The sequence below is a fragment of the Kitasatospora sp. NPDC048540 genome, assembly GCF_040651175.1.
Classification (GTDB): domain Bacteria; phylum Actinomycetota; class Actinomycetes; order Streptomycetales; family Streptomycetaceae; genus Kitasatospora.
The window spans coordinates 23,109-38,738 of sequence record NZ_JBEZIR010000080.1 but is presented as its reverse complement, the minus strand read 5'-3'; the positions used below and the strand labels follow the sequence as shown (position 1 = coordinate 38,738).

12 protein-coding genes are annotated in these 15,630 nt (G+C 74.0%); 6 read left to right on the top strand and 6 right to left on the bottom strand.

The window, feature by feature from the left end; translation table 11 throughout:
• Positions 1-5: 5 nt before the first annotated feature.
• Positions 6-389 (bottom strand): hypothetical protein, encoded by a 384-nt coding sequence (locus AB0D08_RS26915; RefSeq protein ID WP_359892349.1) that lies wholly within the window; start codon positions 387-389, stop codon positions 6-8.
• A gap of 385 nt (positions 390-774) precedes the next feature.
• Between AB0D08_RS26915 and AB0D08_RS26910 the strand changes: the two genes are divergently transcribed.
• The 3 genes from AB0D08_RS26910 (at position 775) to AB0D08_RS26900 (ending at position 4,547) form a co-directional block, all read left to right on the top strand.
• Complete coding sequence (locus AB0D08_RS26910; protein ID WP_359892346.1) at positions 775-1,815, top strand: substrate-binding domain-containing protein; 1,041 nt, start codon at positions 775-777, stop codon at positions 1,813-1,815.
• A 90-nt stretch (positions 1,816-1,905) separates the two neighbouring features.
• A complete protein-coding gene (locus AB0D08_RS26905) occupies positions 1,906-3,522 on the top strand; it encodes a sugar ABC transporter ATP-binding protein (RefSeq protein ID WP_359892343.1) in 1,617 nt (538 codons plus the stop codon).
• Entirely contained in the window at positions 3,519-4,547 is a 1,029-nt protein-coding gene (locus AB0D08_RS26900; protein WP_359892340.1) for an ABC transporter permease, read from the top strand. Before AB0D08_RS26905 ends, AB0D08_RS26900 begins: the two co-directional genes overlap by 4 nt.
• Before the next feature lie 73 nt (positions 4,548-4,620).
• Here the strand turns inward: AB0D08_RS26900 and pip are convergent, their stop codons facing one another.
• Both pip and AB0D08_RS26890 read right to left on the bottom strand, forming a co-directional pair.
• A complete protein-coding gene (gene pip, locus AB0D08_RS26895) occupies positions 4,621-5,580 on the bottom strand; it encodes a prolyl aminopeptidase (protein WP_359892337.1) in 960 nt (319 codons plus the stop codon).
• A 90-nt stretch (positions 5,581-5,670) separates the two neighbouring features.
• Entirely contained in the window at positions 5,671-6,051 is a 381-nt protein-coding gene (locus AB0D08_RS26890; protein WP_033817573.1) for a helix-turn-helix domain-containing protein, read from the bottom strand.
• A gap of 94 nt (positions 6,052-6,145) precedes the next feature.
• Here AB0D08_RS26890 and AB0D08_RS26885 point away from each other — a divergent pair, with 94 nt between their 5' ends.
• Positions 6,146-6,553 (top strand): RidA family protein, encoded by a 408-nt coding sequence (locus AB0D08_RS26885; protein ID WP_359892334.1) that lies wholly within the window; start codon positions 6,146-6,148, stop codon positions 6,551-6,553.
• Positions 6,554-6,583: 30 nt separating this feature from the next.
• On the opposite strand, the gene AB0D08_RS26880 is transcribed toward AB0D08_RS26885, so the two are convergent.
• A complete protein-coding gene (locus tag AB0D08_RS26880) occupies positions 6,584-8,053 on the bottom strand; it encodes an NAD(P)/FAD-dependent oxidoreductase (RefSeq protein WP_359892332.1) in 1,470 nt (489 codons plus the stop codon).
• 360 nt (positions 8,054-8,413) lie between these two features.
• Between AB0D08_RS26880 and AB0D08_RS26875 the strand changes: the two genes are divergently transcribed.
• Entirely contained in the window at positions 8,414-9,244 is an 831-nt protein-coding gene (locus AB0D08_RS26875) for an alpha/beta hydrolase (RefSeq protein WP_033817571.1), read from the top strand.
• Between the two features lie 42 nt (positions 9,245-9,286).
• Here the strand turns inward: AB0D08_RS26875 and AB0D08_RS26870 are convergent, their stop codons facing one another.
• Positions 9,287-11,668, bottom strand: coding sequence for a helix-turn-helix domain-containing protein (locus tag AB0D08_RS26870; RefSeq protein WP_359892329.1), 2,382 nt, complete (start codon positions 11,666-11,668; stop codon positions 9,287-9,289).
• Positions 11,669-11,972: 304 nt separating this feature from the next.
• Between AB0D08_RS26870 and AB0D08_RS26865 the strand changes: the two genes are divergently transcribed.
• Positions 11,973-12,731: a carbonic anhydrase gene (locus tag AB0D08_RS26865; protein WP_359892326.1), complete on the top strand. Its 759-nt coding sequence runs from the start codon at positions 11,973-11,975 to the stop codon at positions 12,729-12,731.
• A 71-nt stretch (positions 12,732-12,802) separates the two neighbouring features.
• Here AB0D08_RS26865 and AB0D08_RS26860 read toward each other — a convergent pair whose 3' ends face one another.
• Positions 12,803-15,538 (bottom strand): SpoIIE family protein phosphatase, encoded by a 2,736-nt coding sequence (locus AB0D08_RS26860; protein ID WP_359892323.1) that lies wholly within the window; start codon positions 15,536-15,538, stop codon positions 12,803-12,805.
• Between the last annotated feature and the right edge of the window lie 92 nt (positions 15,539-15,630).

The window sequence follows — 15,630 nt, the reverse complement described above, 5'->3', positions numbered from 1 at the left end:
GCCGGCTAGCCCCGTGCGCCGGCACGGCGACGCGCGACGGCGAAGCCGATGCCCGTCACGCCGGCGAGGGCCAGCCCGGTGCCGCCCGCCAGCGTGGCGGTCGACGGGCCGGTGCTGCCCTCACCGGTCTGGGCGCCGCCCTTGGGGACCTCGCGCACCTGCGGGGCGCCGGTGCCGCGCCCGGCCGCCGCGGTCGGCGCGACGGACGGGACGGCGGACGGCGCGACCGACGGGCGGGCCGCGGGGGCGGCGGCGCTGGGTGCGGCCGGGGCCGCGGACGGCGTCCCGTCCGCGAACGCCGCCGAGGCGGAGACGGACAGCGCGCCGGCGAGGCCGGCGCAGACCAGGGCGAGGCGCACCGCGTGACGGGCGGTCGTGGTACCTGACATGGAGGTTCCTCCGAGTGCTCACCACCCCCGGCCCGGTGGCCGGGAGTTGGTAGGGCAGACGTTAGGAAGCCCACCTCACGGTGGACGGCCGGCTCTGTAACGGCCACCGGCCGGCTCTGTAACAGTCCGTCGGTGGCATGCCTGCCGGTGGCCGCGGGGCCCGCGCCGGTGAACCCATGACCGTCAGGAGTGATCATCGTTGGTCCCGTTGGGGCACATCGGGCGGCACCGAACGTCACAAGGGGATCTCGGCCAACCGATCCACTTGACGGTGGCCAGGTCACGGGAGTGTCATATGTCTCATCGCGTTTGAACGTGTTGAGTTCTGATCGATTTTCCCTCGCGGTTGGCCCACCCCTCGGCACCCGCACAAAGGAGCGTCCCCATGTTCCGCATGTCCCGCAGCCGTTCGCTCGCCGCCGCCGGCCTCCTGCTCGCACTCGGCGTGACCACCGGGTGCTCCACCGGCCAGGAGAGCAAGGGCGGCGGCGACGTCGCCCCGGTCAGCGGCAAGATCTCGCTGACGTACCTTCAGAAGCAGGGCGACCAGGAGTACTTCATCGGCGAGGCCGCCGGGGCCAAGGCGAAGGCGGCGGAGCTGGGGATCGACCTGAAGGTGGTCAACCTCGGCAACGACGCCAACAAGACCGTCAGCGAGGTCCGTTCCGCCATCGCGCAGAAGAGCAACGGACTGATCATCGTGGTCCCGGACCCGGCGGTCGGCCCGCAGGTCGTGCAGAGCGCGAAGGACGCCAAGGTCGCGCTCCTCACGTCGGACGACCAGATCTGCGCCACCGGCCCCGACCCGGCCGCCTGCGACAAGGCCGGTCTGGTGCCCCGGATCGGCTTCAGCGGCGCCCAGATGGGCGGCGAGGTCGGCAAGCGCGCCGCCACCGAGTACCAGAAGGCCGGCTGGAACGCCGCCGACACCCGGATCATCTCCGCCTGGAAGCAGGACGTCACCGTCTGCGGCGACCGCGTCAAGGCCGCCCGGTCGGCGTTCGACGCCGCCGTGCCCGGCGTGCAGAACATCGACGTCGCCACCGACAACACCCCCACCGGCGCCCAGGACAAGATCGCCGCCACCGTGACCGCCAACCCCGGCGTCAAGCACTGGGTGGTCTGGGGCTGCAACGACGAGAACGTCCAGGGCGGCGTCACCGCGCTGGAGAACGCCGGCTTCAAGGCCGACAACGTGATCGGCGTCGGCCTCGGCGCCTACCTCGCCTGCAAGGACTGGAGCGGCGACAAGCCCTCCGGGATGAAGGCCGCGCTGTTCATCAACGGCAAGGACGTCGGCGCGCTCGCCGTCCAGACCATGTACGACAAGCTCAAGAACTCCAAGGAGATGCCCGCCGAGGCGTTCGCGCCGACCACCATGGTCGACCCCGCCACCTGGAAGTCCTCCGGCGTCACCTGCAGCTGACGGTCCGCCGCCGCCTCCGGTCCCGCCGCCCGGGCCGGGGGCGGCGCCCTCGTCCCGCCTTCCCGCGAAACCCCTCCGAGGTGACCCACCATGAGTCGAGCGCGCCCCTCCGGCCCGGACCCCCGCCCGCCCACCGGCCACGACGGCGGACCGCAGACCGACGCTCCGGCCCCCGCCACCGGCCGGGCCGCCGCCGGCGTCCAGGGGGTCGGCAAGCGGTTCGGGTCGGTGCAGGCCCTGACCGGCGTCACCCTGGACTTCCCCGCCGGCCGGGTCACCGCGCTGATGGGCGAGAACGGCGCCGGGAAGTCCACCCTGCTGAAGATCCTCAGCGGCGACCACCAGCCGACGGAGGGTCACGTCCTGATCGACGGGACCCCGGTGGACCTGCGTTCACCCGCCGAGGCCAGGGCCGCCGGAATCCGGATCATCCCGCAGGAACCCGAGATCATCCCGCACGTCTCGGTCGCCGAGAACGTCTACGCCGGCGCGCTGCCGCGCCGGGCCGGCCGCCGGCTGGACCGCGCCGAACTGCGCCGCCGCATCACCGCCGACCTCGAGCGGCTCGGCTTCGCCGGCGTCCTCGACCCGGACCTGCCCGGTTCCCGGCTCACCCCGGCCCAGCGCCAACTGGTCGAGATCCTGCGGGCGCTGACCGGCGAGGCCAAGGTGATCGCCTTCGACGAACCGACCTCCTCGCTGTCCGAGCACGAGGTGGAGGCCCTGTTCGCGCTGATCCGGCGCCTGCGCGACCAGGGCATCGCCGTGGTCTACGTCTCGCACCGGATGCAGGAGATCTTCCAACTCGCCGACCGCATCGCCGTCCTGCGCGACGGCGCACTGGTCGGCGTCCAGGCGGCGAGCGAGACCGACGACGGCGAACTGGTCCGGCTGATGGTCGGCCGCGACCTGTCCACGATGTTCTCGCGCGAGCACGTCGCCACCGACCGCGTGGTCCTCGACGTGCAGGACCTGACCACCGACCACGTCCGCGACATCACCCTGCAGATCCGGGCCGGCGAGGTCGTCGGCCTGGCCGGGCTGATCGGCGCCGGCCGCTCCGAACTGGCCCTCGCCCTGGCCGGCGACCTGCCCGTGCACTCCGGCACCGTCACCCTGGACGGCGTCCCCCTGCCGTCCGGCCGGCCCGGCGCCGTCATCCGGGCCGGCCTCGGGCTCGCCCCGGAGGAGCGCAAGGCCCAGGCCCTGTTCCTGCACCGTTCGATCCGCGACAACACCTCGCTGGTGGTCCTGGAACGGCTGCGCCGCCTGCGCTTCGTCAGGCGCGGGGCCGAGCGCGCGCTCGCCCAGCAGTACGCCGACCGGCTGCGGGTGCGCACCCCGTCCATCGAGCACGAGGTGCGCAAGCTCTCCGGCGGCAACCAGCAGAAGGTCGTCCTCGCCCGCTGGCTCGCCCGCAAACCCAAGGTCCTGATCCTGGACGAGCCCACCCGCGGCATCGACGTCGGCGCCAAGGCCGAGATCTACCAGATCATCGCCGACCTCGCCGAGGAGGGCGTCGCGCTGCTGGTGATCTCCTCCGAGCTGCCCGAGGTGCTCGGCCTCGCCGACCGCATCGTCGTCATGCAGGGCGGCCGGATCACCGGCGAACTCGATCGCGCCCGGGCCACCGAGGAAGCGATCCTCGCCCTGGCCATGGCCGACGACCTCAGCGCGACCACCCCCGCCCCTGGAGCAGCCTCATGAGCGCCACCACCACCCCGCGGCCCGCCGCGAAGGACCGGCCCGCCGTCCGCACCCGCCCGTCCGCCCTCGCCTCCGTCGGCGGCCAGAACCTCAGCCTGATCGGCGCCCTGGCCGCCGTCCTGGCCCTGTTCGGGATCCTCAACGACAACTATCTCTCCGTGTCGAACATGCAGGTGATCGCCGAGGCCGCCACCATCACCGGCCTGCTCGCCGTCGTCCAGACCGTCGTCATCATCTGCGGCGGCCTCGACATCTCGGTCGGCTCCCAGGCCGGCGTCGCGTCCGTGGTCAGCGCCATGGCCTTCACCTCCACTGGCGCCAACCCCTTCGCGGGCATGGCCGCCGCCATCGCCGTCGGCCTGCTGATCGGCACCCTCAACGGCCTGGTCATCGTCTACGGCCGGGTCAACCCCACCATCGCCACCCTCGCCGGCCTCGCCGCCTACAAGGGCCTCGCCCAACTCCTGTCCGACGGACGCGCCCAGGGCTACGTCCTCAACGACGACATCTTCGTCTTCCTCGGCCGCGGCAAGATCGCCGGCCTGCCCGTCATGGTCTGGATCCTCATCCTCACCGCACTCGCCGCCCACCTGCTGCTCAAGTACACCGACATCGGCCGCAACCTCTACGCCATCGGCGGCAACGACACCGCCGCCCGCCTCGCCGGCATCAACATCAACAAGTACCTGATCGCCGTCTACGCCCTGATCGGCACCGTGGCCGCCGTCGCCGGCATCCTCCTCACCGCCCGCACCGGCAGCGGCCAGCCCACCTCCGGAAGCGAAGGCCTCGAACTCAAGGCCATCACCGCCGCCGCCCTCGGCGGCGCCGCCCTCAAGGGCGGCAAGGGCGGTATCGGCGGCACCCTGCTCGCCGTCGCCCTGCTCGGCTGCCTGGAGAACGGCCTCACCGTCCAGGGCATCAACGCCTTCTGGCAGAACGTCGCCCAGGGCACCCTGCTGGTCGTCGCCGTCGTCATCCAGCAGCGCCGCAACGGCGAACGCGCCGTCGGCCTCCCCGGCTGACCGCCCCCGGATCCGCGCCGGCTCCCGCGGGCCCCTGCCATGACGGCTCGTCACGGCAGGGGCCCGCGGGGACTCAGCTGCGCTTGAACTCCTCGACGGCCGCCCGGGCCGCCTCCTGCATCGCCAGGCTGCCGGCGTGCCCGGAGTCCTCGAAGATCTGGAGCCGCGCGTCCGGCCACGCCTTGGCCAGCTCCCACGCCGTCTGCACCGGGCTGCCCATGTCGTGCCGGCCGTGCACCAGCACCGCCGGGATCCCGGCCAGCCGGTGGGCGTCACGCAGCAGTTGGTCCTCCGCCAGCCATGCCCCGTTGCTGAAGAAGTGGGCGCAGATCCGTACGAACGCGATCTGGTCGTCGACCTCGCGGTCGCTGTACATGCCGGGCTGCCCGTTGGGCTCGTCCGAGATGACCGCGTCCTCCCAGGCGAGCCAGTCGGCGGCGGCCTTCTCCCGCACCGCCCGGTCGGGGTTCTCCATCAGCCGGGCGTAGGCCGCCAGCAGGTCACCGTCCCGTTCGCCCGCGGGGACGCCATCGCGGAACCGGTCCCACGCCTCGGGGTAGAACCTCCCGGCACCGCGGTAGAGCCAGTCGATCTCGGAGCGGCGGGTGGTCGTCACCGCCTGGAGGGTGATCCCGGTGACCCGCGCGGGGTGCTGCTGCGCGTAGGCCAGGATCAGCGTCGCACCCCAGGAGCCGCCGCTGAGCAGCCACTTCTCGATGCCGAGGTGTTCGCGCAGCCGTTCCATGTCGTCGATCAGGTGCTGGGTGGTGTTGAGGCTCATGTCGGCCGCCGGGTCCGCGGCGTGCGGGGTGCTGCGGCCGCAGTTGCGCTGGTCGAAGCGGACGAGCCGGTAGTGCTCCGGGTCCCAGGCCCTGGACGGCCGCCTCGACGCGCCCGACCCCGGGCCGCCGTGGACGGCCAGCGCGGGCTTGCCGCCGGGGTTGCCGAGCTGCTCGTAGTAGACGCGGTTGCCGTCCCCGGTGTCGAGGAATCCACTGTCGTAGGGATCGGTCGGAGGATAGAGATCAACCATGACGGAGGATCCTACGCGGGCACCCGCAGCCGGCCACCGTGATTTTCTCCCGTACCGACTAAGGGTTCTGACGGTCCGTCCGGTGAAGCGTCAGGCGTCGAAGCGCCGGCGCGAGGCGTCGATGTGGCCGACGTACCGGTGGGTCCAGTCGCACAGTCCGTCGATCGTCACCCGCAGGGCCTGACCCGGCCCGGTGAGGGTGTACTCGACCCGCGGCGGTACGACGGGGTGCACCGTGCGCTCGACCAGGCCGTTGCGCTCCAGCATGCGCAGGTTCTGGGTGAGCATCTTGTGGCTGATGCCCTCGATCTCGTCCCGTACCTCGCCGAAGCGCAGGGTCCGCTCCCCCAGGGCCTCGATGATCAGCAGCGCCCATTTGTTGGCGATGTCCGAGAAGATCTCCCGGCCCAGCGAATCCGCCCGCCTCAGGTCCGCCTCATCGGCCGGATCCGTGAGCTTCTTGGTCACCATCTGGTTCCTCGGTCACTGAAAAGTGCGTTCTTCCATGTCGCCGCACACTCTCCTACGGTTCCTGAGTAACCACAAGAGAGCGGAGCGGACGGACATGGCCATCACTCTGGTGAACCCCGGCGGACTGCCGAAGATCGACGCCTACCGGCAGGTGGCGGTCGCCACCGGGTCGAAACTGGTCTTCGTCGCCGGACAGGTCGCCTGCGACGCCAACGGCGCCACGGTCGGCGGCGACGACCTCGCCGCCCAGGTCGAGCAGTGCTACCTCAACATCGGCACCGCCCTGGCCGAGGTCGGCGGCTCCTTCGACGACGTGGCGAAACTGACCGTCCACGTCGTCGACTGGACGCCCGACAAGATGCCCCTGCTGATGGCGGGGGTCACCCGGGCGGCCGCGAGGCTGGGGGTCACCCCGGTCCCCCCGGCCACCCTGCTGGGCGTCGCGGCACTGGACGTGCCCGAGCACCTGGTCGAGGTCGAGGCCACCGCCGTCCTCGACTGACCGGCTGCTCCCCGCCCGGGGCGCCGGGGATCAGAGGCCGTACGCCTCCAGCAGGCGCAGCCACACCTCGCTGACCGTCGGGAACGACGGAACCGCGTGCCACAGCCGCTCCAGCGGCACTTCGCCGACCACGGCGACGGTCGCGGCGTGGATCAGCTCGGCGGCGTCGGGGCCGGTCAGGGTGCAGCCGACGACCACGCCGCGGTCCTCGTCGACGACCAGCTTCGCGCGGCCGCGGTAGCCGTCGGCCTGCAGGGCCGCACCCGCGACGTCGCCGATCCGGTACTCGGCGGTGCGGACCGTCAGGCCGGCCCGGCGGGCCCGCAGTTCGGTGAGGCCGACGGACGCCGCCTCGGGCCGGGTGAAGACCACCTGCGGTACGGCGTCCCGGTCGGACGCCGCCGACCAGGGGCGCCGGCCGGCCGGGAGCGGGGCCTCGCCCGCTGCCGCCCGCCGGGCTATCGCGGCGGCGCAGGCCCGCGCCTGGTACTTCGCCATGTGGGTCAGCGGTGCGCGTCCGTTGACGTCGCCGACGGCGTACAGCCAGCCTCCGGCGACCCCGGCGACCTGGCAGCTGTCGTCCACCTCCAGCCAGGACCCGGGTTCCAGACCCACGTGTTCCAGGCCGAGGTCGTCCGTGCGGGGCCGCCGGCCGACGGCGACCAGCAGTTCGTCGCCGGTGACGGTGGAGCCGTCGTCCAGTTCGGTGGTGATCCCGCCGTCCGCGCGTTCGGTGCGCACCGCCCGGACGCCGAAGCGGACCGTGACGCCCAGCTCCCGCAGCCCGTCCGCGACCTCCTCCCCGACGTACGGTTCCCAGCCGGCCAGCAGGGCGGAGCCCCGCACCAGCATGGTGACCCGGGAGCCGAGCGAGCTCCAGGCCGTGGCCAGCTCGCAGGCGACGACGCCGCCACCGATGACGGTGAGCCGTTCGGGTACGGCGGCCGCGGCGGTCGCCTCCCGGCTGGTCCACGCCCCGATCCCGGCCAGCCCCTCGACCGGGGGCAGCGCGGCGGCGCTGCCGGTGGCCAGCACCACCGCCCGGCGGGCCGTCAGGATCCGCCGCCCGCCCGCCGGGTCGCGCACCTCGACCCGGCGTTCGCCGAGCAGCCGGCCCCGCCCGCGGACCAGGTCGATCCCGGCGCCGTCGAGCCAGGCGGCCTGGCCGTCGTCCTTCCAGCCGGAGACGAAGGCGTCCCGGCGGGCGAGGACGGCCGCCGGGTCGGGAGGACCGGACACCGCTTCGCGGGCGCCGGGCACCGAACGCGCCGCATCGAGGGCGGCGCCCGGGCGCAGCAGTGCCTTGCTGGGGATGCACGCCCAGTACGAGCACTCGCCGCCGACCAGTTCGGCCTCGACCACCGCGGCGGTCAGCCCGGCCTTGACGGCCCGGTCGGCGAGCACCTCGCCGGCCGGGCCGGCGCCGATGACCACCACGTCGTAGGCGTCGGCCGTACCCGGGCCGAGGGGCGGCGGGTCCTGCGGTGTCCGGTCGTTCATGGCAACTCCTCGGCAGGGACAGCTGGTCGGGGTTCCGTGGCCGCGCGCCGGGGGCCGCCGTGCGGAGGGCCAGGGTAGCCCGCCGGTGGGCGGCGGCGGCCGGGTGGAGCGGGCCGCGGCCGGGTCGGGCGCGCGGAGCACAGCACCGTGCGCGGTGGGTCAACTCCCGTGCCGGGGAGGCGTCCGGGTGGGGCGGCGGGTGTTCCCGCGGCGGCAACACCGTGTGCGCCCCGGGCACATCCGGCGCCGCGTCGGCCGCCTACGGTGGCGGGGCCGACCCACCGTGGCGCCGCCGCCGGCGGCGGGCCCGGGTGGTGTGCGGTCCGCACCTCCTCCACCAGCCGAAGCGAGAGCACCGACATGCCTTTCCTGACCGTGGGTGAAGAGAACTCCGCCCCGATCCGCCTCTACTACGAGGACCACGGCACCGGCCGGCCCGTGGTCCTGATCCACGGCTGGCCGCTGAACGCGGCGTCCTGGGAGAAGCAGGCCGCGGCCCTGCTGGACGCCGGCCACCGGGTGATCAGCTATGACCGCCGCGGTTTCGGCCGCTCCGAGCAGCCCGACTCCGGGTACGACTACGACACCCTGGCCGGCGACCTGCACCAGCTGATCTCCCAACTCGACCTGCGGGACGTCTCGTTGGTGGGCTTCTCGATGGGCACCGGCGAGGTGACCCGGTACCTGGGGCGGTACGGGTCCGAGCGGGTCGACCGGGCGGTGCTGCTCGGTGTCGTGCCGCCGTTCCTGCTGTTGACCGAGGACAACCCGTCCGGGGTGGACGGCGCTGTCTTCGCGGGGATCGAGCAGGCCATCGCCGCCGACCGCCCGGCCTTCCTGACCGGCTTCCTGCACGACTTCTACAACGTGGACGTGCTGGGCGGCGACCGGGTCAGCGACCAAGTGGTGCAGTACAGCTGGAACATCGCGGTCGGTGCGTCGGCGCGGGCGACCCTGGCCTGTGTGGCGGCCTGGCGGACCGACTTCCGGGCGGACCTGCCCCGGATCGACGTGCCCACCCTGATCGTGCACGGTGACGCCGACCGGACCCTGCCACTGGAGGCGACCGCGCTCCCGCTGTCGGAGCGGATCGCCGGCGCGAAGCTGGTCGTCCTCCCGGCCGCGCCGCACGGCCTGATCTGGACCCACGCCGCCGAGGTCAACCGCGAACTGCTCGCCTTCCTGGGCTGACCCGACCGGCGCCGGGGGCTCCCCGGGCCCGCCGGCGGCGGGTCAGCCGCCCGTCCGCTCCGGCGGCCCGGCCCGCAGCGCGGCCGCCACCCCCGCGGCCCGTGCGGCCATGCCGGAGGCGGTGTAGATGTCGTGCGCCTCCTCCAGCGCCCGCTGCGCGGCGGCGGGCTCGCCCTCCTGGCGCAGCACCTCGGCGAGCCGTTCCAGGACCAGGCCGCGCAGATAGGGCACCTGGACCCGGGGGCCGGTCGCCAGCGCGGTCCGGTAGGCCGCGGCGGCCTGCGTCCGCTCGCCGAGCGCGAGGTGCGCCGTGCCGATCAGCCGCCAGGTGTTCATCAGCGTGAAGTCCGCGATGTGCGGGGCGGGTGCGGTGTCCGGGTCGGTCACCAGGGTGACGACCCGGCGCAGGGTGGTGAGTGCCTCGGCGGGCCGGCCCAGCTCGCAGAGGGTGTCGGCCTTGGAGATCAGTGCCTGCGGGTGTCCCTCCCGGTCGCCGGCCGCCCGGAACAGTTCGGCCGCCCGGTCGTCGCGCTCCAGCGCGTCCTCGTGCCGCTGCTCGGCGCCGGCGGCCGCGGCGGCGTAGTGCAGGGCCCACGCCTGCTGGACCCGGTCGCCGGACTGCCGGGCCAGTTCCTCCGCCTGGAGTGCGCGCCGCTCGGAGCCCGTCACGTCCCGCAGGCAGGCCCGCAGGGCCCAGGCCAGGTAGTTCAGCTGGACGGCCTCCGCCGCGGTGTCGCCCAGCTCGTGGGCGGCGGCGCGGGCCAGCTCGAAGACCTCGTGCCAGTGCCCCCAGTGCACCCACCAGTCCGAGAACCAGTGCATGGCCTCCGCGACGTCGACCACCAGCCGGTGCCGTCCGGTACGCGCCGCCTCCCGCAGCGCGGCGAACCAGTTGTGGCTCTCCGCCTGCAGCCAGGCCAGCGCCGCGGTCCGGCTGTCCGGGGCGAGGACGCCCACCGGGGTACCGCCGGGCGGGCCGGCGGTGGCAGCCGTCGCATTGACAGCCGTGCCGGTGGCGGGCGCCCGGCCCCCGTCGGGCTCGAACCAGGCGCCGGCGGCGCAGGCCGAGTCCAGCAACCAGCGGCCGGCGCGCTCCCGGGCCGCCGATATCAGCTCGGCCGGTTCCTCGTCGTGCAGGCGCTTCGTCGCGTAGAGCCGGATCAGATCGTGGAAGGCGGCCCGGTCGTCCGTGGTGGGGACGAGCAGGCCCAGTTCGATGAGCTCGTCCAGCATCGGTTCGGTCCGGTGCGCGGGCAGTTCCGCCAGGACCGCGGCCAGCTCGACCCCGAAGTCGGGTCCCTGGACCAGCGCCAGCCGGCGGAACAGCGACCTCTGCGGTCCGGCCAGCTGCTCGTAGGAGAGCGAGAACGCGGTCTGGATGTGGAGATCGCCGGCGGTGAGCCGGTCCAGCCGCAGGTCCTCGGCCGCGAGCCGGTCGGCGAGGTCCCGCACCGTCCACGAGGGGCGGCTGAGCAGCCGGTTCCCGGCGATCCGCAGGGCGAGCGGGAGGTGGCCGCACAGACCGGCGATGTCGGTGAGCGCGGTGCTGTCGGTGCTGTCGGTGCTGTCCGTGCTGTCCGTGCTGTCCGTGAGAACGGTGCTGTCGCGTCCGGCGCCGCCCGCACCGTCCGGGCCGCCGGCGGTGATCGCGGCCAGCAGCTCGGCCGAGGACACGGCGGGGAGCGGACCGAGCCGCAGCCGCCTGGCGTGTTCGATGCCGCTCAGGGCGCGCCGGCTGGTGACCCAGACCTCGGCCCGGCCCCGCCCGGGCAGCAGCGGGCGCAGCTGCCCCTCGTGGGCGACGTTGTCCAGCACCAGCAGGATCCGCCGGTCGCGGACGAGGGCCCGGTACAGGTTCCGCCTCTCGTCGGTGTCGACGGGGATGTCGTTGTCGCCCGTCCCCAGCGCCCTGAGCAGCCGCACCAGGGCCTGGGCCGGTTCGACCGGCCGGGCGTCCAGTCCGCGCAGGTCGAGGAAGAGGCAGCCGTCGCCGTACCGCCCGGCCACCCTGCGGGCGGTCTCCACGGCCAGCGCGGTCTTGCCGACGCCCGGTGGGCCGGAGACGATCGCGACCCTCGGACCGGTGGTGGCCGCACTTCCCCGGGCGAGCCAGTCGGCTTCCTCCTGCCGTCCGACGAAGTCGGCCACGGCGTCGGGGAGTTCGCACAGATTGGGCCCGCTCGAGGCGGTCCGGGCGGCCCGGGCGGAGCGCACCAGGGCGGCGCGGTCGTCCCCGTCCAGGGCGAGGGCGTCGGCCAGCGCCTGCACGGTACGAATCTGGGGGCGCCGGCTGTGGCCCCGTTCCAGGTCGCCGATCGCCCGTGCGCTGACCCCCGATCGCTCGGCGAGTTCCTCCAGGGTGGCGTTCGCCCTGCGCCGGTGACCGCGCAGCAGCGGTCCGAACGGTTCTGTCTGCGGCTGCACCCTTGCTCGCACCCTTTCTTGATCATGACGGGACGGGACGAGCCTACGGTCCGCCGGGCGGGGCGCGTGAACGCGGCGAGGGGGTGCCCCCGCAGCCCGGGCCCCACCGTGACGTCGCGGCAGGCCGGGTCCCGGCGGGCGGCCGCACCGGGCAGCCGCACCGGGCGGCGCCCGGGGTGCCTCCGGGCGGGTGATCCGCGGCCGCAACGGCCGACCCGGACGGGCGTGGCGGGACCGGCCCGGGGACCCGGCCCCCACACTCGAGCTCGGGACCGACCGATCTCCAGGAATGGTGAGACCACAGATGCCCGGTTCAGCAGCCGACCTCCCCCGCGCGGCCCGCCCCGCGCGGCGCCGCTTCCTCCTCGGCGGGGCCTCGGCCCTCGCCGCTCCGCTGCTCGGCGCCGCGCGGGCGTCCGCGGCGCCGAGCAGCATCGCCGACCCGGCGCTGCCCCCGGTGCCGGACGGGTTCACGCCGGGCCCGGACGAGGCCCTGCGGTGGCTGGTCGAGGGGAACGAACGCTGGGTCGCCGGGGAACTGCTGCATCCGCACCAGACCGTGGCCCGCCGCCGGGCCGTGGCGGCGGGCCAGCATCCGCTCGCCACGGTGTTCTCGTGCATCGACTCCCGGGTGCCGCCCGAGATCGTGTTCGACCGTGGCGTCGGGGACCTGTTCGTGGTCCGGACGGCGGCCCAGACCAACAACGGGCTGGTCCAGGGCGCGGTCGAGTACGGCGCCGAGGAGGCGGTGACCCCGCTGGTGGTGGTGATGGGCCATCAGCGCTGCGGAGCCGTCACCCTCGCCGTGGAGACGCTGAACAACGGCACCGAGGTACCGGCCCACCTGGTGGAGGTGGTCGAGGCACTGCGGCCCGCGTACGAGGCGGCGCGGCCCCTGCCGGGCGACCAGGTCGACAACACCGTCCACGCGCAGATCCGGCTCACCGCCGACCAGCTGCGCGAGGACCCGCTGCTCGCCCCGCTCGTCGCCGGGCACCGGGTCCGGGTACTGGGTGCCTACTACTCCGTCGACAGCGGCTGCGTGGACTTCCTGCCGTCCTGACGGCGGCACCGGACCACCGCCGTGGGCAGCCGAACGCCGGGCGGCCCGGGCCGGGGCGGGGCGGGGCCGGGTCAGGGCGAGGCGGCCGGGAGGGCCGCCGGTACGGCCGTGCGGTCGCCGGCCGGGCGGCCGACGGAGGCGGGCAGCGACTGCTCCGCCCAGATGACCTTGCCCTGCGGCGTGTAGCGGGTGCCCCAGCGTTTCGCCACCTGGGCCACCAGGAACAGGCCCCGGCCGCCCTCGTCGGTGGTCGCCGCGTACCTGAGGTGCGGCGAGGTGTCGCTCCCGTCGGCCACCTCGCAGATCAGGAAGCGATCGTAGAGCAGCCGGATCCGCACCGGCGGGGAGCCGTACCGGATGGCGTTGGTGGCCAGTTCGCTGATCACCAGCTCGGTCTCGAACGCCAGGTCGCCCAGCCCCCACTCGGTGAGCCGCTGCTGCGCCCACAGCCGCACGTCGGCGACGGCGGAGGGGTCAGAGGGCACGTCGCGTTCGGCGACCCGGCCGGGGTCGAGCACCTTGGTCCTGGCGATCAGCAGCGCCACGTCGTCCTGCGGCCGTTCCGGCAGCAGCGCGTCCAGCACCTGGTCGCAGTTGTCCTCCGGCTCCCGGTGGCGGTCGGTGAGCGCGGCGCGCAGCAGTTCCATGCCGACGTCGAGGTCCCGGGTGCGCTCCTCGATCAGGCCGTCGGTGTACAGCACGATCTGGGTGCCCTCGGGGAGGTACAGCTCCGCCGTCTCGAAGGGGTGGCCGCCGATGCCCAGCGGCGGGCCGGCGGGCAGGTCCGGGAAGGCGACGCTGCCGTCGGGGTGGACCAGCGCCGGGGGCGGGTGCCCGGCCCGCGCCATGTCGCAGCGCCGGGACACCGGGTCGTAGATCGCGTACAGGCAGGTGGCGCCGGTGACGCCGGAGCCGATGTCGCCGTCGGTCTCCTCCAGGTCGATGCGGTTCACCAGCTCGTCGAGGTGGTTCAGCAGCTCGTCCGGCGGTACGTCGAGGGCGGAGAAGTTGTGGACGGCGGTACGCAGCCGGCCCATGGTGGCCGCGGCGTGCAGGCCGTGGCCGACCACGTCGCCGACCACCAGCGCGACCCGGCTGCCGGGCAGCGGTATCACGTCGAACCAGTCGCCGCTGACCCCGGACTGGGCGGGCAGGTAGCGGTGGGCGACCTCCAGCGCGTTCTGCCCGGGCAGCGCGCGCGGCAGCAGGCTGCGCTGCAGGGTGACGGCCATCGCGTGCTCGCGGGTGTACCGGCGGGCGTTGTCGATGCTGACCGCGGCCCGCGCGACCATCTCCTCGGCCAGCGACCGGTCCTCGTCGTCGAACGGTTCGGGCTTCTGCGACCGCCAGAAGTTGGCGACGCCCAGCACCATGCCGCGTGCCTTCAGCGGGGTGGTGATCAGGGAGTGCACCCCGTAGTCGAGGATCCGCCTGGTCATCTCCGGGTCCTGGGCCTGCCAGCCGTGCGCCACCGACAGGTCGGGGACCACCTGCGAGCTGCCGCTGTCGAACCCCCGGGCCTGCGGCGTCGAGGCGAGGAACGCGATCAGCTTGCCGGGCGGGTAGAACGGCGGGTCCTCGCGGATCCCGTGCACCGCGGTGCGGCGCAGGTCGACGCCGGCGCTGGTGGGCTCGTCGCCGTGCAGCACGGGGTCGGCCAGGTCGACGGTGACGAAGTCCGCGAAGGCGGGGACGGCGACCCTGGCCAGTTCCTCGGAGGTCCGCCCGACGTCCAGCGTCGTCCCGATGCCGACCCCGGCCTCGTACAGCAGCTCCAGCCGCTTGCCCGCGACCTCGGCCTTCCCGCTCAGTGCCAGCAGGTCGGTCGAGTCGCGCAGGGTCGCGACGGTTCCGAGCGAACCGCGGTGGCGGCCGGTCGGGCGCTGGTTGACGGCGATCAGCCGGCCGCCCGCCCGGTGGATCTCGTCGGTCGCCACCCGGCCCGACAGCAGCAGCTCGGCGACCTCGGCGTCCAGGCCCCGCAGGTCCCCCAGGTTCCGGCCCTCGGCGTCCGGCGGCAGGCCCAGCAGTTCCTTGGCCTCGTCGTTCGCCAGCAGCAGCCGGCTGTCCTGCCCGACGATGACCACGCCCTCGCGGACCGCGTGCAGCACGGCGTCGTGGTGCTCGTACATGCGGGTGATCTCGGCCGGGCCCAGGCCGTGCGTCTGGCGCTTCAACCGCCGGGCGATCAGGGCGCTGCCGGCGGTGGCCACCGCGAGCGCGGCGGCGCCGGTCCCCAGGATGACGGGCAGCTGCCGGTCACCGGCGGTGTTGACGTTCTTGACCTTCAGCCCGGCCGAGACCAGGCCCACCACCGTGCCGCCGGAGTCGGTGACCGGCACCACCGCCTGCACCTCGTGCCCGAGCGGGCCGTGCACGCTCTCGGTGTAGACGTGGCCCTCCAGCGAGGGCTGGATGGTGCCGACGAACCGCTTCCCGATCCGGTCCGGCAGCGGATGCGTGTAGCGGATCCCGTTGGTGTCCATCACCACGATGAAGTCGACGCCCGCGGGCCCCCGCGCGGCCTCCGTCAGCGGCTGGAGCACGGCCGACGGATCGGGCGACTGCAGGGCGTCCACCACGCCGGGCGAGTGCGCGAAGGTCTCGGCGACCGCCACCGACCGGTTCTTCGCCTCCGCCTCGCTGTTGCCGCGCGCCTCCAGCAGCAGCGACAGGATCGCCCCCACGACCAGCAGCACCACGACGACCACTTGCAGCACGAAGACCTGACCGGCCACACTGCGCCGGCCCCTCGCCACCAGCGACCGGTCCGAGACTCTCCGGGATCGGCCGACGCGTTCGACCATGCGTCATTTCTAACACCGCGAAGGCGACCCGACCACGAAGCCCGGCGGCGGCCCGCCGCACCGCCGGGCCGGCCCTCACGGGCGGTAGCGGA